This is a genomic window from Wolbachia endosymbiont (group A) of Clivina fossor (assembly GCF_964026865.1).
Lineage (GTDB): Bacteria > Pseudomonadota > Alphaproteobacteria > Rickettsiales > Anaplasmataceae > Wolbachia.
Map to the genome: position 1 here is coordinate 411,565 of NZ_OZ034707.1, position 18,953 is coordinate 430,517.

Here is an 18,953-nt window from a genome sequence, read left to right on the forward strand (position 1 = left end):
TTTGATATAAGTTTTATTATACTCTTTGGTATAACATTGTGCAAAGTTATTATATTCAGAGTGTAATGATATAAAATTACCATCATCAAAGAGCAGCTATCAGAGCAACAGAGGCAGAGCAATACAAATAGTAAAAAACTCTCTAAACCTCGATCCGGAAACTTGAAAATGGAGGAAATGCTTATTCACTAAAGATGCTCCAAAACATCCAAGATCTTAACTCTTGACCAACACATTCCCAACAAAATTGTTCTCACGCTTGCTGGAAATGGTTATATTGTTTAAGTTATTAGTAACATATATTGCTAAATTAACAATAATCCATTAAAAACTTTCATCAAAAATTATTTCAAAAAAATTTCTAAATGATGGTTGACAAGTTTTAATGATGGAATATCATGCTCAAAATGTAGTTGCTAGCATGGATAGGAAAGCGGTTTTTTCTATTCATTTCAAGAGGTAGCTATGTTGCGTGAGAAGGTGTTTCAGGGGTTTTGTCTTCCATTAGGGAGGGCGTTCTCTACGTGGTGTCCGAGCTTTTTCAAATTAGGCGTTGATGTTATTCAGAGATTTTCTTAATAGGGAAAGATGAGGCACAGTAATTAGCATAAGTTTTGTAGTAAAGACATGGGGTTTTATGGATTATGACGAACTAAAAGAAGCAGTTTTTTCTATCATTAAGGACGATGATCCTTACAAGGCATCTACCGTCTTAAACATCAAGATAAAAATTATTGTTTTTTATCATAGCATTTAAACAAATGATGATTTTTCTCATTACAGCAACTAAAGCGACTTTAGCGGCTTTGCCAGAGTCAACTAAGCGCTGGTAAAATACTTTCATTTTTTTATTATGACGCATTGCAACCACAGCAGACATGTATAATGCTTTTCGGGCATAAAATCTGCCACCTATGACTTGGGCCTTGCTCACTTTCCTTCCGCTTTCACTAGTTTTTGGTGCAACTCCAACTAGACAAGCTATTTCCTTATTATCTAACCTACCAAGTTCAGGTACCTCTATGAGTAGGATACTTGCGGTTTTCCGTCCAACACCTTTATAGCTAGTTAGCAGTTTGCTTTTTTCCTTCAAATCAGGGTCAGAGTTTATTATGCCTTCTATATCTTTCCTAACTTGCTCTGATTGCTTTTTTGCAAATTCTATCTGTTTTTCTATATATTCCCTGGCTTTTCCTGTAACCTTATGCAAACAACACTTATTTGCGTATCGTTTAGATTGCGCTCAACTGCTCTTAGCTCTTTTAGTTCTTCTTGCTTTTGTGAAACTATGTATTCTATTACCTCGTCATTTTTTGTGATAAATTCAGCATATTTTTCTAGTAATTTTGCATCTAATTTATCTGTTTTTGCAAAGTGGTTGCAGGCTTTTGCAAATGCATATACCCGATTTGGGTGAGCTCTGTGAACAGCTATGTTATGTTCCCTTAACAACTTTATGACAAGTTTTTCATAACCACCTGTTTACACATAACCTAACAAATACGTTAACTATTTTTGACTTTATAAACTCAGATATAGCTGTCTCTACATTTTCTATACGCTGATGTTTATTGTTGATTGAGATATCAAGTGTTTCTTTTGAAACATCAATACCCATAAAAACTGTTCTAGCCATTTTTGTACCTATAAATATAATCAAATAATAATGCAAATGCTGTACAGGATTGTGATTCGATCTTTTATACCAAACTTCGTTATTGGGAAGACAAATAGAATATACGATAAATTCACTTAAACCTCCAGTTATAGGCGGAAAGCACTCTTTTTCATTTGTCTCATTATTATTGAGAATTGGTATTAGATCCCCCTACCGTTCGTACTACATTTTTTAAAGCTAGGAGTGTACTGAGATACCTATGATTTCTATCAATCAATCCAATTGACAGTATCACTCCTTGCTCATTATAGCCTTGCGGCTTTGATTTAATATACAATCCACTTCGATCTTTAGCAGGGTATCCCCAGGAATTAATCGTCTGACAGACAAATGAACGTACCTCTGTACCATCATCTTTCTTGATTCCAACCATGCTGATTACTTCATCAACAATTCCAGGAATTTCACTGGCAGTTTTAGCCCCTTCACATTGAGGCAGCCAGGTTGGACGATTGCAATCATCAAGATACTGACCTAAAGTGCCAACTATGATGATGTCTTTATCCCGAATATGTTGAAACTGATTGAGCCAAGCCATCATCTCCTGAGCAAGTGTGCCGTAAGCAGCTCTTTTATCTTCTCTTCCCGATCTATCAGAAAAAGCTTCAGGTTGCATCCTTGCCCATAAAAAGCATAAACGTGATGCAACAGTGATACTATCGATAAAAATGCAATGATATTTAAAAAACTCCGAAGAAAGATCTTTGTACTTGCCAGATACATGCTCATAGTGCCTTTGACTATATGCTTGATCAGACTTCAGTGCAGGATTTGGCCCACCAATAAGACAAGCTATATCTCTTGCCTCATTCCAAGTACGAACGCTGATTGAATCTCCTTTCCAGTCTTGAACTGCTAAAAGCCCTGCTTCAAAATCAAGACAAAGTGTCGTTGACTCATCGAGAGTTTTAAGTAGACTAGTTTTGCCGATTCCATAAGGTCCAAAGATTACCATTTTTACACCTGTTACTGTTTTTACTCTTTCTTCGTTACTTATTATTTTTAGAGTCATAATCTCCCCCTATGTTTTATATACCGGAATGGTTCTCTGTTGTCGGAGGTTCTAGAAAACTTTTTTTGTATGTCGTCTTATTCTTCTGAGAATGTCATAGACTGTTGTCCTTGCTATTCCACGTATTTCAGCTACTTCTGGAACACTGAAGATTTCTAGCTGTCTGCATAGAACTTGCCATTCTTGAGGTAGTGTTGAGACAATGTAATCAAGATCACTACGGTCTGCTATTTCATCTTCAAAACGGCACCTTTCATCAGCAATGTTATCTAAAATAGTATGATCTATATATAATATACCTTGTTTGCCACCACGCTTTTCGCATGATTGCCTATACACTAAGTTAATGGCACGGCACTTAACGAGTTGTTTAACAAAAGCGACAAAACAACTTTTACTCTCGTCATATTGAATAATTGTTGGCCAAACAAGTAAAAAAAGTTCTTGTTCAATATCTTCAATACTTTCATCGGCAAAACATTTAAGGCGTTTAAGACATTTTGCATAATACTTTACGTACTTAACAACTATAGGATTAATTCCCGAGTAAGAGTTCTGCGATTTCATAATTTTTCTTGAATAATTAACTTCTTCAAGAGTGATCGTTTTCGGAGACTGATTGTAATTGCGGAGCAAAATTAAATAATTGCGATGCGATTTTTAACTTACTGATATTCTATGCTTTTTTTTGAGAATAATGGCGATAGCAATTTAAATAATGGTGATGGCGCACAACAAGCAGCAATTACGGTATAGAGCATATAGGGAGCATTTAAAGGTTTTGAACTATGAATTTCGGTTTAAGCAGTGAAGAATTAAAAGCAGAACTATTGTTGCAGATAAGATCGTGTCTTTCGTACTTACTACCTAATGGTACTTTTTGCAAAAATGAGTTTCAAGTAGGGGATATCTGGGGTAATAGAGGAAAAAGTTTAAGAGTAGAGCTAAGTGGCAGTAAAGCCGGGTTATGGAATGATTTCGCAACCGGGGACGGTGGTGACATTATCGATCTCTGGGCAGCTGTACATGGGAAGAATGCGAGGACAGAGTTTTCTGAAGTAATGACTTCTATAGGTGAATGGCTTGGCAAACAACACACTAGAGAAAAAAAGAGTATCAAAGATCTAGAACAGTACATGACTTGTAGCTGGAATTATTACGATGAAAACAACCAAGTTATTGTTATAGTTTACCGATATGATCCACCTGAAGGAAAAGAATATCGTCCATTTGATGTTAAAACGTTGAATTATGCTTCACCAGAAATAAGGCCTCTATACAATATTCCAGGCATTTTGAAGTCTGATAAAGTTATTCTGGTTGAAGGAGAAAAATGTGCTGAAGCGCTGATAGAACAAGGGATTGCAGCTACAACAACAATGTCTGGAGCAAACGCACCAATTGATAAAACAGACTGGTCACCACTTAAAGGTAAGCATATTATCATTTGGCCAGATAATGATGAACCAGGGAATAAATACGCCAAGAATGCTGAGAAAAAGCTTTCAGAACTTGGAGTTGCATCGCTTTCTATTCTAAAAATTCCACAAAACAAGCCAAAAGGTTGGGATGCTGCAGATGGTGTACAAGAAGGTATAAATATTTCGGAGTTCATCGAAAAAAAATCTACAAAAAAGCCACTTAACATTTTAGATTGGAGTGCAGAGCGCTTTGTAGGTCCGGTACCAGAGCAAAAGTTTCTTGTTGAAGGTCTATTTCCTTTAGGTGTTATACCAAACTTCGTTATTGGGAAGACAAATAGAATATACGATAAATTCACTTAAACCTCCAGTTATAGGCGGAAAGCACTCTTTTTCATTTGTCTCATTATTATTGAGAATTGGTATTACTTCAATAATAGCAGCAATGGGAGATACCGGCAAAGGTATGCTTCTTCTTGACCTAGCGCTTAAGGTTGCAAGTGATAAGGATCAGATGTGTGGCTTTGGTTCACTTGTTACTGAACATGGATCAGTAGTGATTTTTTCAGCAGAAGATGATGCAAGTGAGATACACCGCCGCTTAGAACGACTTGACCCTAAGTGTGAAAGGTTGAAACATAAAGATAAATTATTTATTGTACCACTGCCAAACGTCAGAGGATCACTTACAATACTCAGAAATGTTCGTGGTAAAATCGTCGAAGTTTCTCCTGAATTCGAATCCGTAATGAAACAGCTCGAGGAAATTAAAGATCTGAAATTGATAGTATTTGATCCACTTGCTTCATTTATCCATGCAGATATAAATGCTGATCCTGCTGTAGGGGATTATCTAATGTGCTTATTATCTGATTTAGCATGTAGTACTGGAGCTTCGATAATTACTGCTCATCACATGAGAAAGCCAAAAGGAGAAAAACCAATATTAACTGCTGAACAAGCACGCGATGCAATTAGAGGTACCTCTGCTCTTGTTAATGGTGTTATACCAAATCTCATAAATAAGTAGGCAAATAACTCACAGAACAAATGGTTTTGATCGAACTTTCCGTAATATTACGAATGAATGCACATACAGTATCCTCCAATAAACTAACAGAGTCATATATTCTATTTTTAATGAGATTGTCTTTCAAATATTGCCATAAACGCTCTACTGGATTTAACTCTGGTGAATATGGAGGTAAATAGATTAAGGTAATATTTTGTGGTATTTTTAAACCTTTGGATCTATGCCATCCTGCACAATCCACAACAAGAAATGCCTCCCTTGTTCCTAAATATTGTGACATCTGCTCAAGGAATATATTCATACAATCAGTATTGACGTTTGGTACGAATAAGCTAGAACTCTCTCCATTTCTAGGATTAACTGCACTATAGAGATAAAAGTTTTGCCTACCTAATTTTACCTTAACCTGTGTCCTAATGCCTTTTTTAAACCACCCGTGTCCAATCTTTGAATGTGTGCCAAACCGCGACTCATCGAAGAAAAATAGCTCTTTTTCGGGATACGTGACAATAGTTTCATTAAGATTTTTTTTTAAACTCTTCTTGTTTATTTTTATCCTGTTTATTGTGCACAGGCCTTGGAGTAATATACGAAAAACCTAACTTTTGCATCAGTCTATGTGCTGTAGACTTACTTACCTCAATAGAAAACATTTTCTCAATTATGATTTTTAATTTCTTAGCCGTTAGGTTGGCTCCTTCTTCTGCTATGACATTTTTAATTTCTTCTTGCTGCTTGTAGCTCAACTTCGGCTTTACTCCACGTCCTGGTTGTATTTTAAACGCATTGACTCCTCCTTCCTTAAATCTTGTAATCCACTTCATCAATGTAGTTCTAGTAATTCGGTATATTTGAGCAACTTTTGTTATTCCATATTCTTTTGCAGATATTATTGCCTGTAATCTTCTTCCTATCTCTCCTCTTATGCCGTGCTTCTTTAATTCCAGGTTACACTTATTATATAATTCTTCTCCTATTGCTTTACTTTTTCCTGCCATAACTCCCCACTAATTCTTAAATTATTCTATTTTAGAAATTTTTCTTTATTCGTCTATTTATTTTTAGGAATTGGTATTACTTCACTTAATTTATCGTTTTCATGTATTTTCCCATGAAATCGTACGTCTCTTGCGCCTTATCTTTATCAAAACAACTGTCTTCTCTTGATGGAGGAAGTAGATTACTAATAGGAACTGACAATGCCTTTGCTATACGTTTTAACTTTTCAGTTGGAATGCCACATTTTCCTTTTACATACCTTAGCAGCGTATAGTATTCTATACCTGTTTTATTTGCTAAATCTTTTTGGGTATATTTCCGCTTTAATATCCAGCTTCTTACATTTTGTGCTATTTTGTACCTTATGGAGATAGTAGTACGTTTTGCCATGCCGCTAACAGAAATAAACTACACATTATTACACAGGTTAGCATAAATTTACTATGAAAATGTTGACGTTAAACTTCAAGCTCTTTATTATGAAAGATGTGAGAGCTCGATGGTAGGTTTGAGCTTTTGGCTCGTATTTTATTAGGCTCTCACACCAAAAATAAGTGTTTTTAGAGCTCTTTATAGCTACTAAATTCATGAATTCATTTGCCGGGGTTTTTAGGTATTTTATAGCGTGGCTTATAAAAAGATCTACAAAAGGACCTCTAAGGTGCGTAGTAGCATTCTAAAGCCATCTATGGGAGACATTTTTTTCATCAACGCATTCAAAACTTAAAAAAATAAACTAAAAATAAAGAAGTTGAATATTTTTTCAGAATTATGTATAATTATTAATGCTTTTTAGGTTAGTTCGTTATGGCTCTTTCGAAGTTTCTCGATCCCAAAAATGATGTCGCCTTTCGCCGTATCTTTGGTACTGAAAAGAATAAAGATATCCTCATTCACTTCCTCAATGATATTCTTGGCTTCACTGGTAAAAATGAAATAAAGGATATAGAGTTTTTAAGTACTATTCAAGACCCTGATATCGCCGCTAAAAAGCAAAGTATTGTTGATGTTCTCTGTAGAGATTCTACAGGTGCTCAATACATTTGCGAGATGCAGGTCGCTAAAACTAAAGGCTTTGAAAAACGCGCCCAATACTATGCAGCTAAAGCTTATTCAAGACAAGCTGATAAGGGCGATCAATACCATAACCTTAAGGAAATTATCTTCATTGCTATAGCAGATTGTATTTTATTTCCTGATAAGTCTGAGTATAAATCAAAACACACTATTCGCGATGAAGATACTAATGAACATGACCTAAAAGATTTCTACTTTATCTTTATTGAGTTGCCTAAATTTCCAAAAACCAAAGAGGATCAGCTTTCAAGTATTGTTGAGAAATGGATCTACTTCTTTAGATATGCAGATGAAACTAGTGAAGAAGAGCTAGAAAGAATAATAGGAAGTGATCTAATAATTAAAAGAGCTTATGAAGAACTAAATAGGTTCAACTGGTCTGAAAAAGAATTTATTGCCTATGAACAAGAGATCAAGCGTATTCGTGATGAACAGGCTGTACTCGCTCAAAAACTCGATGATGCTAAACAAGAAGGTAGACAAGAAGGCATCCAAATCGGTCATGAAAAAGGCAGAAAAGAGGGTGAAAAGCAAGCTAAAATAGCAGTTGCAAAGAATCTACTTAAAGCAGGGGTTTCTATTGATATTATAGCTCAAACTACTGGTCTTACAGTTAACGAAGTCAAAGACTTAAGCTAATTCTATCTTTGGGTGTCTAGATGAACATCTTTATACTAGATGAAAACCCAGCAATTGCGGCTCAAATGTTATGTGATAAGCATATAGTAAAAATGCCATTAGAAACTGCTCAATTATTGAGTAATGTTTTTTCAACAGCATTGAAAGTGCCAAATCCTTTTGTCAGTATCATAAATCAGAATATAGAAGTCCCATATAAACTGACTCACAACAATCATCCTTGTTCTTTGTGGGCTAGGCAATCGAAAGGGAATTTTTGTTGGTTGATAGAGTACGGAAGAGAATTATGTAAAGAGTACACTTGGCGATACAAAAGAAAGCATAAATCAGAGGAAGTAATAAATTGGTGTGATAGTAATAAGGATTTACTCATTTTTCGATCAACTGATATGCAAGCTTTTATACAAGCACTGCCGGATCAGTATAAATGCAGCAGTTCTGTGGAAGCTTATAGGAGATATTATCTCAAGGAAAAGATGAGATTTGCTAAATGGGAAAATGGCAGAGGAGCACCAGATTGGATAATAGGAAATCCTGCTACGTAATACCACAGCTAATACAGCTCATAAATAGAGAAGCCATCCAAATCGGACATGAAAAAGGCATCCTAATCGGCGAAGAAAAAGGTGAAATGAAAGCTAAAATAGCAGTGGCAAAAAATTCACTTAAGGCCGTTGTCTCTATAGATGTTATAGCTGAAATCACCGGACTTTCCCTTGACGAAATCAAACAGACTTTCTGATCAATCAACATTAGTTAGAGAAACAGTAGGAGCAAGTAGCCACAAAAAATGCAAACACCTGCTCCTTCCTTCACTCAGGCTCTATCTGATCAATTCAGTAGAATTAGTTGTAATTGATACGTTATTTAAATTGGTTCTAGGACCAGATAGAGCTACAGCTTTATTAGTACTTACTGATGAAGGATCAACATTTGCTTTGTCCAGTAAAGGCATCATTTCTTTCTGCAACATTTGCTCGATTTTACCTTTAAAAGACATTGAGAATTTCTCCTTTTGCTCTAATGCTGGACAAGCTTTTTCTGCATATGAGTACAGCATACCTGAGATTTCATGATAGTTTCCCGCTATGACTTTCTTAAGTACACTTAATTGTACTTCTTGAAAATTAATTTTTAATTGTTGTACCGATATACCACAACGAAAAGCTGCTTGTTTTAGTTCTGCTTCAAACTTATCTACGATATTTAATGAATAGCCTTGTGCCTCTTGTAAAGAAATCTGTTTATCTGCTGAAGAAGTATACATTTGTCTTTTACCTCTCTTGGCCAGCAACATATCAGCTAATAGTATTCTTCCATTTATATCAGATTGTGCTGAAATGCTTCTAATGTCTGGCACCACTTTAGTTTTATCGTCAATTCCTTTTACAAATTCTTTATTTACTAAAGGCGCTGATAATAGAGTCTGCTTGTTGGAAACGCTTTGAAAAGATAATCGACTCATTATGTTTACAAACCAACCTCGGATCTGGAACAAAAGTGGTTTTAAATAAGGTTGATCGATAGAACGACGGCTACGGTTCCCATTCTCTACTTCCATCGAAGAGTTTGCTACTTGAATTGTTTTGTAGTTTCTTTCCTTTACCAAACAATACGTTCGAACTTTTCTATATAATAATTCTACTATACTATAAAGTCAGCTATATTAACCTACTTTTGCCACATTTAGATATGAACTAATTTGTTTGGCTTTGTTGCAACAATTTTGCGTTTTTATTTTCACAACGCTGCTTTTATTTAAATTGTTCTCACAAAGGTAGGTACTTTTTTGTGATTTTTGGAAAAGTAAATGAACAAACTTTTTGTGACGCTAAAGGGACTTGTGTTTTTATAAAAGTAATACTTTTTATGATAAAAAGAGCATACAAAATAATAGCCACAAATCCAAGTTTTTCACAAACTTTAAAACTCTTATCTCCTACAAGAAGGTCCTGCAATTGGTTCATTAGTTACATTGTTAAATACAGAGCTTGGCGCTTGCATATCTTGCAAAACAGTACTGTTATCAACTTCTATTACTACCTTCTCTACCATTTCTTCAACTATTTCATTAATAGTCAAAAAGTTTCTTATAACTACTTCTATCAATTCATCACTAACAGCGCCTTCTCTTACAACTCGTTCTTCATTAAACTTTATTTCTTCCATTATTGCACCTAGCACCTGCTCTAGAGAAAAGTCGTACTCCATAATACACTTCACAATCTTCCGTTCAATCTTTCTTTGATCTTTAAATATTGCTTCACTTAATTTACTATCCATGCTGGGGCCCCATAACCTTTTCGTAAAAAGATCACTTACCTCTTCAATAAGTTCTGCTTTGTGTTTTGTTTGTCTTAATTCTTCTTCTGCTTTCTCTCGTCTTTCTTTCAATTGCTTAGATTCTTCTCTTTGCCATTGGAAAGCTGTTTCCTTGCTTTGAAATCTATTACTCAATAATTCCTCTAAGCGTTTTAACATGAATACTATTACATTTCCTATTTCTTCTTTAGTCGGTACTTTACCTACCTTCGATTCCTTATAGGATCTCTTTACCTCTTCATTTAATTCATTATCATCATTCTTAACATAGGAATTTACCATAGCTCTTGTATGAAATAGTAATTCTCTGTAGGATAACTTATCCTCCTTTATGTTATCTTTATAAGATAATTGATTTTTCTTCTCTATTCTCTCTTCATGCGATGATTCACCCTCTACCTCTTCTTTGCTTTTTTCTTTCAAAACTTCCTTGCTATCTTTACTTTCTTTCAGTATGGAACTTATCTTATCAAGAGCATCTGAGTCGAAACGATAACCCTGAAGACTATAGCAATTCTTTTTGTCCTTAAGTAGTTTAGTAGCAAACTTATAGTATGCTTCCATCAAAGTAAAATAGTCTAACATAGGTAGTACAAAATTCTCATCTGGATTCACGCCATAAGATTGCCCTACTAGCATTTCATATTGTTCCTTGCTCTCTTTTAACAACTTTTCTACTGCTTCCTTTATTACCTCAAGCAACTCAGATTTTTCACAACGAGCATTCAAAGACTCTAAGTAATCTACCCAACGTTTATAATATTCCTCCACATACCCATTATAAGCACTATCAAACTCCTTCCATCTTACTTCTATAACGTTGCTTAAAGACTCAATTTCTTTATATGTTATGTTCTTTATTGCCAACAACTTTTCACAAAGGAATTCAACAGATGCCTTTGCATCTTTTAAGTACCTATTTCTTGCCCTCATCAAAAATTCTTCTTCCTGATCAGCCAAGAGACTCAACTCAAACAAAGCAGAATTTCTATCTATGGACGACACCTTTACTATTCTAGATATATCTTTTTCATCACTACTTAATGTGCTTAATGGTATGCGGTTATACATTCTATACAATAAGTAACAGTCTTTATTGAGAATAAACGTCTCATCCTGCATGATGTATGAATGTATATTCCTCAGAGCTTTTGTAGTCTGGTTAATTATTTTTTGCATTTCTCCATCTTTAACTTTTCCCTTGTCTGGATGGTGCTTTAATGATAAGTCCCTAAATTGTTTAATAAGACTTTCAAAATATTTGTTATGTTCCTCTTCACTCTTTGTTTTTTTTCTCACTCCACCCAAGCTTTTATCAAGATAAAATGGCATCCACTTTTTTTGCAATAAATCAAGTGCCTGACTTAAACTCACTTCTTTGTTATCAACTCTATACATGGTCCTGACTAATTTATCAATCCTACTTGCCTCTTCTAACCTATTTTCTTCCCTATATGCTTCCTGTGCAGTTTCAGGTACTTTTTCATCACTAGAAATAAGATTGTTGCTTTGTAGTAATTTTTTACATGAACCTATTATATCAAACCCTAATACCATTTTCCCTCCAAGTTTATGATAACTATAAAGATAACTTAGCCTTGCAACGTAAAGTTGATGCAACGCAACGTTAGTAAATAAGGAATAGATTAAGCGTGAAGCAATCGAGTAATCATTGTAGTTCACTGCTCTATTTATTTGTTCTTCAGTGATCGTAATATCCTCTATCCGTTTACTCCATGACCACCACCAATACTGCGGCATTCTCTCTAGTGCTTTCAGCAATTTAACACAATCCTCTTGGCTTACCACCCCAGCCTTTCTTTTTGTCATTTGATAGTCAACGGCAAGTGTAGTTATAATCCCTAGTACTATTAGGCTAGAAGTTACTACTGCAGCAAGATTTACCCTGCGTGTTGATACAAATGAAACAAGCCCAGCAGAAAAAGCAACTATAGGAGTGAAAAAAGTTCCAACTCTTATATAGTCTGTGCGATAATCCCTTATCCTATATAACTCATCAAGTAAAATTGGACCAAACTCCCATCCAAATAACCGATACTTTCTACGACTAGATAAGAACTCAACAACATTTTTTTGCCACTCAGGCAAACTGGATGCATGTTTCATCAATTTCTCCCCATTCCTATATTTGCACCATCCGAAACAATGAAGCTCTATCAAACCCACGTCCATATTTAATCTGAAGTTCTTTTGCAAGTTGGGAGATGATTCGTTTGCCATAGTCTGCACGTTTGTGCTTTAAGATATCTTGACCAATTCTGAAGCCAATTTCCCAATTTAACAATACTAGAGTAGAATTGAAATGTGTAGCAAGATGATTCTTTGCTCTATCTATTAAATTACTAATATCCCCTAATAAGCTAGTAGTGATATCCATCAACGCTATTTTCAATAAAGAACCATTATGGCACAAAAACTTATGTATGCAAGAGGTTACTTTCACCCCGAAAAAACATTACTACTTCCTCTTATTACCTTAAATCCACAGGAAAATCTCGCTTGAGTGAGGCTATATCTACACACTACGTTTTCTTTATTTTGCTTATAACTTCCACAAGCAGTGCAAACATAAATGAAGAATACAAATATCCTTTTGGTAATTCTATATGAAATCCATGAAGTATGAGGTACACACCGACAAGTAAAATAAATAAGATAGCAATTACTTTTAAACCTGGATTAGATTTGATTAACTGGGCGGTATAACTTGATAAAAACAGCATTGCTAGCATGGAAAATGTAAACGCTGTAGCAATTATTATCATGTTATAAGTTAATGCTATAGCAGTTAATATCGAATCAACTGAAAAAACTAAATCTATTAATATAATTTGTAGCACAACTAAAAAAAATTTTGATTTAACGTTTGCTTTCTTTTTATTTTTCTTACATACAAAGATGTCATCCCATAACTCCATAGAGCTTTTAACAATAAGGAATAATCCCCCTGCAATCATAAGTAAATCCCTTGCTGAAATATTTAGCGATGCAGTGTGAAATATAGGTTTTTGCATTGACAATATAGATGATGTAAAAAATAGTATTACAAAACGCATTAATAGCGCTAATCCAAGGCCCATAAGGCGCACTCTTTCTCTCAGCACATTTTGTACCTTATCTATTGCTAGAGAAATAAAGATTAAATTGTCTACACTAAGTATAGTTTCAAGTAGTGTAAGTGTCAGTAAAGTCCAAGCATCAGCTAGCATTTTTGTCCCAAATTCGGCTCTTCTTACTCTACAATAGATGTGTAAAAATTAAGTGACTTCACTACGAAGTTTTATAGCAGCTCTCCAGAAAAACAGGATGACTGAAGCAAACGTAATATAAAGTTCAGCAGCTTCTTCTATTTTTGTTTTTGAGCAAAATCGACAATAAGAGAGTTTCTTATTTTCATGCACGCAAATAAGATAAAGCCTTATTTTCATTTTTGACTTTATTTGAAAATAATATATACTATAAAAATAGTGTACTAGGTTGAATGAATGTATATTAAAGGATCACCATCAGGCAAAGTATTCGCTGGTTATCAGGCATTTATACCTAACCCCTTGCCACCAAAATTTGAATGGGACAATGATTTAGTTAATAGTCTTTCCAGAGCAGATCATATTTTGGGTATGTTATCCAGGGAAGGAGCTAAATTGCCTAACCCTCATCTTCTCATACGACCCTTTATAGCACGTGAAGCAGTTCTTTCAAGTAGAATCGAGGGAACTCAAGCAACTCTTGGTGAAATTTTGGCTCAAGAAGCAGGTGCTAACGTAGATCGCAATCCCGATGATTTACAAGAAGTACGCAATTATATATCAGCGCTCGATTATGGACTAAAACGTTTACAATCTTTTCCACTGTCGCTTCAGTTGGTTAAAGAAATTCACGGAAAACTTATGCAAGGTGTAAGAGGTTCTCACGCAACTCCAGGAGAATTTCGCCGAGTGCAAAATTGGATTGGAAGCCCAGGATGTACAATAGACACAGCAAAATATGTGCCACCAATGCCAGGTGAATTGATGGGTTGCTTGGACTCTTTTGAAAAGTTTCTACATGATAGAACATTACCCCCACTTATACATATAGCTCTATGTCATTATCAATTTGAAGCGATTCACCCATTCTTGGACGGCAATGGACGTATTGGACGTTTATTAATAACATTACTTCTGATCGAAAGAAAATTATTACCATTACCTCTGTTATACTTAAGTGCATTTTTTGAAGCTACAAAAAGTGAGTATTATGACCAACTTTACAATATAAGCAACAGAGGCACGTGGCATGATTGGTTCTCTTATTTCTTAAATGGTGTAGTACTGCAATCATTGGATGCATTGTCAAGAGCAGAACGAATTAACATTTTGATTGCAAATTGGCAAACTGAAGTTAGTTCTAAAACTGAGGGAGTTGCGAGTGGTATTGTAAGGTATCTCGCTGTAAACCCTTACTTTACTATAAGGAAAGTGGTTGAAAACTTAGGTGTCGTATTTACAACAGCCCAAAGAGCAATCGTAAAGCTTGAAGATTTAGGCATCGTTTCACAAACTTCTCAAGGAAAGAGAGATCGGGTTTATTGTGCAACTGATATTTTGAATATTCTAGAAGAACCAACTAAGATTACAGAGAACTTCGATAGCACATTGTAGCTATTGTGATGAATAAATTCAGCAAACAGCAAGCTTAAAGAGTCTGATCCAATGGACATGCTGAACAAAAAGTAAGGAGCTCCTTTTGGAGAATTATATTAACTTATTAATTAATTGCTTGACTTTTAGCAGGATTTATTATATTATTTATTAATGAGTAATGCAATCAAACCAAGGAGGATAGCATGACTGGTGACGATAACAGAAAAACTTTACAATCGATAATTGCTAGCGAAAATCACAGTATAAATAGAGTTGGAAAGTTAAAAGATTTCCTTAAACAAAACAAAGAAATAACTATTAATAAAGACACATTTGCATATGCTTTACGATACCAAAAAACTACAAAGGAAGCAATAGTACACGAAATTCTGCTTCATTTTATACAAAATCCTGGCGAGCAATCACTAGAACAAGTGATACAATGCTTAGATAGAGCAATAAAACCTAGGATATATGCAAAAAACAACCCAATAAGAAATCTAGATGAGGAACTTCGTACTCATATAAACTTTAAAGATGAAAAGGGAAATACATTACTACATCATGCAGTTATAGGTAAGAAAACTGAAGAAATAATCACCCTTCTTGTTACATATAGTGCAAATCCTTTGATACAAAACGCGGATAATAAAATTCCTTTAGATTTAGCTCAAGGAGAAACAAAAAAAGTGCTTATTAAAAGTATGAAAGAACAAGCTAATACGAAAAAAGAAAGCGCTATGATAGGCAGTTTGGTGCCTGGCGTAATAATTGGTGGTTTTCTTGGTGTTGTACTTGGAGCTGGTGTGTGTGTTGCAGTAAGTCTTTCTGGTGGTATGATACTAGGTGTAATGATAGCACCTGTTCTTGTTGCTAGTATAGCTGTTGGGCTGGCCATGTATTTTTTGAGTCAAGACTATGAACAGGCTAAAGCGATAGAAAAAACTATTAGCACTGTTAGCTCTGAAATATCTGTTGATGGTGCAACTCCCGCAAATGATAAAGAAGGGCCACAACCTACGTATAGCTGACCCAAGCAACACGTCATACCGCGATTCATTCTACAACTGTACGAACATTGTCTAGCAAGGGTGTCATCCCAGCGCCCCTATGATGTCATCCCAGTGCTTGACACTGGGATCCAGAAAAGTTTGCTTGTTCACAAGCAAACTAGCATGGAAAGTAGCTGATCTTACACTAAATGAATGTTTTTGATGAGGTTGCATAGAAGCTGGATTCCAGTGTCAAGCACTGGAATGACACCATTTGCTGTGCAATTTACCTTCAAAAATGAATGTTCGTACAGCTATGGATTCATTCGCGGTATAGATTCCGCTAACTAGTAGCGGAATGACGAATTTTTGTTTTTCAAATTGTCGTAAGTCACTTTAGCTATAATACATACAAGGAGGGTGTCATCCAAGTGTCCTGACTACTTGGATCCAAGAAATTTAATTGTTTTAAATTTTCCCCTCTATACACCTATCTAAAATTTATGTTATTCACATGTGCAATATAATCTATAATAACATTGAATTTATTACCAATACAATATATTAAAAAATATTATGAGCTTTGTGAAAGAAAGAAACACTCCTGTGATGGAGCAATATTTGAACCTGAAAGCTCAATACAAGGATCATCTGCTATTTTATAGGCTAGGAGATTTTTATGAGTTGTTTTTCGATGATGCTATTAAAGCTGCGAAATTGCTGAATATAGTGCTCACTAAGAGAGGTAATTCGTGTGGGCAAGAAATACCAATGTGTGGAGTGCCAGCACACAGTAGTGAATCTTACCTACACAAGCTAATAGATTTAGGATTCAAAGTAGCAATCTGTGACCAATTAGAAACTGCTGATGAAGCAAAAAAGAGGGGCTATAAATCCATAGTAAAACGTGATGTAGTGCGAGTTGTAACTCCAGGTACAATTATAGAAGATTCGCTACTGGAGGATAAAAGCAATAATTATCTCGCATCCATAGTTGAACAAAATGACGAATATGCTATTAGTTGGCTTGAATTATCAACGGGAAAATTTTTTCACACTTTAACGAATTTGAAAGCTCTAGATAGTGATTTATTGCGTATATCACCAAGAGAATTATTAATTTCTGAAAAATTCACTGAGGACGAAAAAATTAGATCGATTTTAAAAAATTATAAAATATCAATTACACAACACGCACAGAGTTTTTTTGAGTATAGTAAATCTCACAGAACGTTATGCGAGTTTTATAAAATCAGGGAACTTGGGAGTATAGGAAATTTCAGCAAAGTAGAAATCATGGCGTGCGGTGCACTGCTTGAATATGTCAGAGTAACACAAAGGGGCTCCATTCCAAGGCTTGAATTCCCAAAAACCTATAAGCAACAAAATTTCATGCTTATTGATGCTTCAGCAAGGAGAAATCTTGAGTTGTTTTCAACTCAATTTGGTGAAAAGAAAGGTTCACTAATTTCAGTTATTGATCACACAGTTACAGCCTCTGGTGGACGCCTGCTCAAACAAATGCTCGCTTCACCACTTGCTTGCTCCAAGGCAATCAATTTGAGGCTCAGCACCGCTCAATTTTTTGTAAATAATCATGAGCCACGCAGAAAAATACGAGAGATATTATCTAACATTCCGGATATTGAGAGGTCTTTATCGCGCTTAATACTAGGACGTGGTTCACCAAAGGATATGAACCTATTAAAAATAGGCCTAGGAAAAACTTTAGAGTTATCTGAGTTCTTATGTAAAATTGAATCAGGTGAAAATGGATCTCTCCCACAACAATATGTCATCCAAGTAGCTGACACTGGAATCCAGATGCAGATTCCAGCGTCACGCGCTGGAATGACAGTAAAATCAGACGAGAGTGAACTAAGCACAATACATAAAAGTCTTGGTAATCATAAAGATCTATTCGAGCTTCTAAACAGCGCTATACTTGATAATAACCTCAGTTCCGTGAAAGAAGGAGGATTTATCAATCCAAAATACAACTCAGAATTATCTGAGTTATCTTATATATTGAACAACAGTAACAAGTTGGTAACTAAGCTCCGTGAGTCTTATCGCGACCTAACTGGCATTGCCGCACTCAAAATATTACACAACAATATACTTGGTTATTACGTTGAAGTGTCAGCAAATCACAAAATAACTTCGGACATATTTATTCATAGGCAAAGCTTAGCAAATAGCATGCGCTACACTACTAATGAATTGAAAGAACTAGAAAATAAAATTCTTACGGCACGTGATGCTGCAATCGGCTTAGAAGTGAAAATTTTTAGTGAACTGTGTAGTGAAGTCGCTAAAGAATCTGAAAAAATTGCTCTTGCTGCAAATGCTTTGGCAAAACTTGATATTAGAGCCACTTTTGCGGAGCTTGCAGTGCAAAATAATTACGTAAAACCCATTATCGATGACAGTAAAGAGTTCAATATTCGCAATGGAAGACATCCAGTGGTTGAAGTTAACGATAAATTCATTGCAAATAGCATCAATTTAGCTGGTATACATCTAATTACTGGTCCTAATATGGCTGGAAAAAGCACTTTCTTGAGGCAAAACGCTCTCATTGCAGTTTTAGCTCACATGGGGTCATTTGTGCCAGCAGAGAGTGCGCATATTGGAGTGATTGACAAGATATTTAGCAGGGTTGGTGCAACAGATAATATAGCAGCTGGTTATTCTACCTTCATGGTAGAGATGATCGAAACAGCAACGATAGTAAATCAGGCAACAGATCGTTCCTTGGTGATACTTGATGAAATTGGTAGGGGCACAGGAGTGTATGATGGATTATCTATTGCACAGGCAGTGATTGAACATATTCACAATGTAAATAAGTGCCGCGCCATTTTTGCAACTCATTATCATGAATTAACTAAAGTAAGCAAATACTTGAAGAACGTGAAATGTTTTTGTGTAAAAATAAGAGAGTGGAACGGAGAGGTTATCTTTCTACATGAAGTAATTGAAGGCATTGCAGATGAGTCATATGGAATACATGTAGCAAAACTTGCTGGTTTTCCTGATTCTGTTTTAAATAGAGCAAGTGAAGTATTTGAGGAGCTAAAGGCTTAAGAGGAAATTCTGATCTTACCCAGAAAAAGTAGAGAGAACCCTAT

General features: G+C 35.3%; 17 protein-coding genes and 2 pseudogenes. 8 read left to right on the forward strand and 11 right to left on the reverse strand.

Translation table 11 applies throughout. The features are described from left to right. Window positions 1-712: 712 nt before the first annotated feature. The 5 genes from AAGD99_RS02225 to AAGD99_RS02245 form a co-directional block, all read right to left on the reverse strand. Window positions 713-1,210, reverse strand: a complete 498-nt coding sequence (locus tag AAGD99_RS02225; RefSeq protein WP_341822455.1) for a transposase — start codon at window positions 1,208-1,210, stop codon at window positions 713-715. Then, window positions 1,174-1,452 (reverse strand): hypothetical protein, encoded by a 279-nt coding sequence (locus AAGD99_RS02230; RefSeq protein ID WP_264735968.1) that lies wholly within the window; start codon window positions 1,450-1,452, stop codon window positions 1,174-1,176. Before AAGD99_RS02230 ends, AAGD99_RS02225 begins: the two co-directional genes overlap by 37 nt. Window positions 1,453-1,468: 16 nt before the next feature. After that, entirely contained in the window at window positions 1,469-1,636 is a 168-nt protein-coding gene (locus tag AAGD99_RS02235; RefSeq protein WP_341822456.1) for a hypothetical protein, read from the reverse strand. A gap of 166 nt (window positions 1,637-1,802) precedes the next feature. After that, on the reverse strand, window positions 1,803-2,690 hold the full coding sequence (locus AAGD99_RS02240; protein WP_341822458.1) for an ATP-binding protein: 888 nt from the start codon (window positions 2,688-2,690) through the stop codon (window positions 1,803-1,805). Window positions 2,691-2,741: 51 nt separating this feature from the next. Next, the gene (locus AAGD99_RS02245; RefSeq protein WP_341814810.1) at window positions 2,742-3,326 is read right to left on the reverse strand and encodes a sigma-70 family RNA polymerase sigma factor; all 585 of its coding nucleotides are present in this window, start codon (window positions 3,324-3,326) and stop codon (window positions 2,742-2,744) included. Window positions 3,327-3,478: 152 nt separating this feature from the next. Here AAGD99_RS02245 and AAGD99_RS02250 point away from each other — a divergent pair. Then, a pseudogene (locus AAGD99_RS02250) lies at window positions 3,479-4,420 on the forward strand (toprim domain-containing protein); the annotation flags it as partial. Further along, window positions 4,416-5,117, forward strand: a pseudogene (locus AAGD99_RS02255) (AAA family ATPase); the annotation flags it as partial. The pseudogenes AAGD99_RS02250 and AAGD99_RS02255, both read left to right, overlap by 5 nt. Before the next feature lie 10 nt (window positions 5,118-5,127). On the opposite strand, the gene AAGD99_RS02260 reads toward AAGD99_RS02255, so the two are convergent. Both AAGD99_RS02260 and AAGD99_RS02265 read right to left on the reverse strand, forming a co-directional pair. Continuing rightward, window positions 5,128-6,142, reverse strand: a protein-coding gene (locus AAGD99_RS02260) for an IS630 family transposase (protein WP_341822214.1) whose coding sequence is annotated in 2 segments (ribosomal slippage) — window positions 5,128-5,676 and window positions 5,678-6,142 — 1,014 coding nt in all. Because the reading frame shifts where the segments join, the coding sequence is not laid out codon by codon here. Window positions 6,143-6,227: 85 nt separating this feature from the next. Beyond that, the gene (locus AAGD99_RS02265; protein ID WP_341822459.1) at window positions 6,228-6,533 is read right to left on the reverse strand and encodes a helix-turn-helix transcriptional regulator; all 306 of its coding nucleotides are present in this window, start codon (window positions 6,531-6,533) and stop codon (window positions 6,228-6,230) included. A 417-nt stretch (window positions 6,534-6,950) separates the two neighbouring features. Here AAGD99_RS02265 and AAGD99_RS02270 point away from each other — a divergent pair, with 417 nt between their 5' ends. From AAGD99_RS02270 to AAGD99_RS02280, 3 genes are read left to right on the forward strand one after another with little or no spacing between them, the layout of a single operon-like run. Then, entirely contained in the window at window positions 6,951-7,859 is a 909-nt protein-coding gene (locus tag AAGD99_RS02270; RefSeq protein ID WP_341822461.1) for an Rpn family recombination-promoting nuclease/putative transposase, read from the forward strand. A 20-nt stretch (window positions 7,860-7,879) separates the two neighbouring features. Then, window positions 7,880-8,404 (forward strand): pyrimidine dimer DNA glycosylase/endonuclease V, encoded by a 525-nt coding sequence (locus tag AAGD99_RS02275; RefSeq protein WP_253309106.1) that lies wholly within the window; start codon window positions 7,880-7,882, stop codon window positions 8,402-8,404. Beyond that, a complete protein-coding gene (locus AAGD99_RS02280; protein ID WP_253309107.1) occupies window positions 8,377-8,601 on the forward strand; it encodes a hypothetical protein in 225 nt (74 codons plus the stop codon). The genes AAGD99_RS02275 and AAGD99_RS02280 overlap by 28 nt, the downstream gene beginning before the upstream one ends. An 81-nt stretch (window positions 8,602-8,682) precedes the next feature. Here the strand turns inward: AAGD99_RS02280 and AAGD99_RS02285 are convergent, their stop codons facing one another. The 4 genes from AAGD99_RS02285 to AAGD99_RS02300 form a co-directional block, all read right to left on the reverse strand. After that, complete coding sequence (locus AAGD99_RS02285; RefSeq protein ID WP_341822463.1) at window positions 8,683-9,468, reverse strand: latrotoxin-related protein; 786 nt, start codon at window positions 9,466-9,468, stop codon at window positions 8,683-8,685. A 323-nt stretch (window positions 9,469-9,791) separates the two neighbouring features. Further along, a complete protein-coding gene (locus tag AAGD99_RS02290) occupies window positions 9,792-12,308 on the reverse strand; it encodes a hypothetical protein (protein WP_341822465.1) in 2,517 nt (838 codons plus the stop codon). Between the two features lie 16 nt (window positions 12,309-12,324). Next, entirely contained in the window at window positions 12,325-12,579 is a 255-nt protein-coding gene (locus AAGD99_RS02295) for a DUF1016 N-terminal domain-containing protein (protein WP_264688114.1), read from the reverse strand. A gap of 145 nt (window positions 12,580-12,724) precedes the next feature. Continuing rightward, a complete protein-coding gene (locus tag AAGD99_RS02300) occupies window positions 12,725-13,411 on the reverse strand; it encodes a TerC family protein (RefSeq protein WP_341822466.1) in 687 nt (228 codons plus the stop codon). A gap of 276 nt (window positions 13,412-13,687) precedes the next feature. Here AAGD99_RS02300 and AAGD99_RS02305 point away from each other — a divergent pair, with 276 nt between their 5' ends. The 3 genes from AAGD99_RS02305 to mutS all read left to right on the forward strand — a co-directional run bounded on the left by AAGD99_RS02305 (window position 13,688) and on the right by mutS (window position 18,909). Next, on the forward strand, window positions 13,688-14,845 hold the full coding sequence (locus tag AAGD99_RS02305) for a Fic family protein (protein ID WP_341822467.1): 1,158 nt from the start codon (window positions 13,688-13,690) through the stop codon (window positions 14,843-14,845). A 185-nt stretch (window positions 14,846-15,030) separates the two neighbouring features. Next, window positions 15,031-15,858: an ankyrin repeat domain-containing protein gene (locus AAGD99_RS02310; protein WP_341822468.1), complete on the forward strand. Its 828-nt coding sequence runs from the start codon at window positions 15,031-15,033 to the stop codon at window positions 15,856-15,858. A gap of 537 nt (window positions 15,859-16,395) precedes the next feature. Next, the gene (gene mutS, locus AAGD99_RS02315) at window positions 16,396-18,909 is read left to right on the forward strand and encodes a DNA mismatch repair protein MutS (RefSeq protein WP_341822469.1); all 2,514 of its coding nucleotides are present in this window, start codon (window positions 16,396-16,398) and stop codon (window positions 18,907-18,909) included. The last annotated feature ends 44 nt before the right edge of the window (window positions 18,910-18,953 follow it).

Coding starts and splice junctions, on each gene's coding strand:
- AAGD99_RS02265 (WP_341822459.1), bottom strand. CDS start 6,533: ATGGCAAAACGTACTACTATCTCCATAAGGTACAAAATAGCACAAAAT.
- AAGD99_RS02310 (WP_341822468.1), top strand. CDS start 15,031: ATGACTGGTGACGATAACAGAAAAACTTTACAATCGATAATTGCTAGC.
- AAGD99_RS02295 (WP_264688114.1), bottom strand. CDS start 12,579: ATGGATATCACTACTAGCTTATTAGGGGATATTAGTAATTTAATAGAT.
- AAGD99_RS02300 (WP_341822466.1), bottom strand. CDS start 13,411: ATGCTAGCTGATGCTTGGACTTTACTGACACTTACACTACTTGAAACT.
- AAGD99_RS02270 (WP_341822461.1), top strand. CDS start 6,951: ATGGCTCTTTCGAAGTTTCTCGATCCCAAAAATGATGTCGCCTTTCGC.
- mutS (WP_341822469.1), top strand. CDS start 16,396: ATGAGCTTTGTGAAAGAAAGAAACACTCCTGTGATGGAGCAATATTTG.
- AAGD99_RS02240 (WP_341822458.1), bottom strand. CDS start 2,690: ATGACTCTAAAAATAATAAGTAACGAAGAAAGAGTAAAAACAGTAACA.
- AAGD99_RS02305 (WP_341822467.1), top strand. CDS start 13,688: ATGTATATTAAAGGATCACCATCAGGCAAAGTATTCGCTGGTTATCAG.
- AAGD99_RS02235 (WP_341822456.1), bottom strand. CDS start 1,636: ATGGCTAGAACAGTTTTTATGGGTATTGATGTTTCAAAAGAAACACTT.
- AAGD99_RS02275 (WP_253309106.1), top strand. CDS start 7,880: ATGAACATCTTTATACTAGATGAAAACCCAGCAATTGCGGCTCAAATG.
- AAGD99_RS02290 (WP_341822465.1), bottom strand. CDS start 12,308: ATGAAACATGCATCCAGTTTGCCTGAGTGGCAAAAAAATGTTGTTGAG.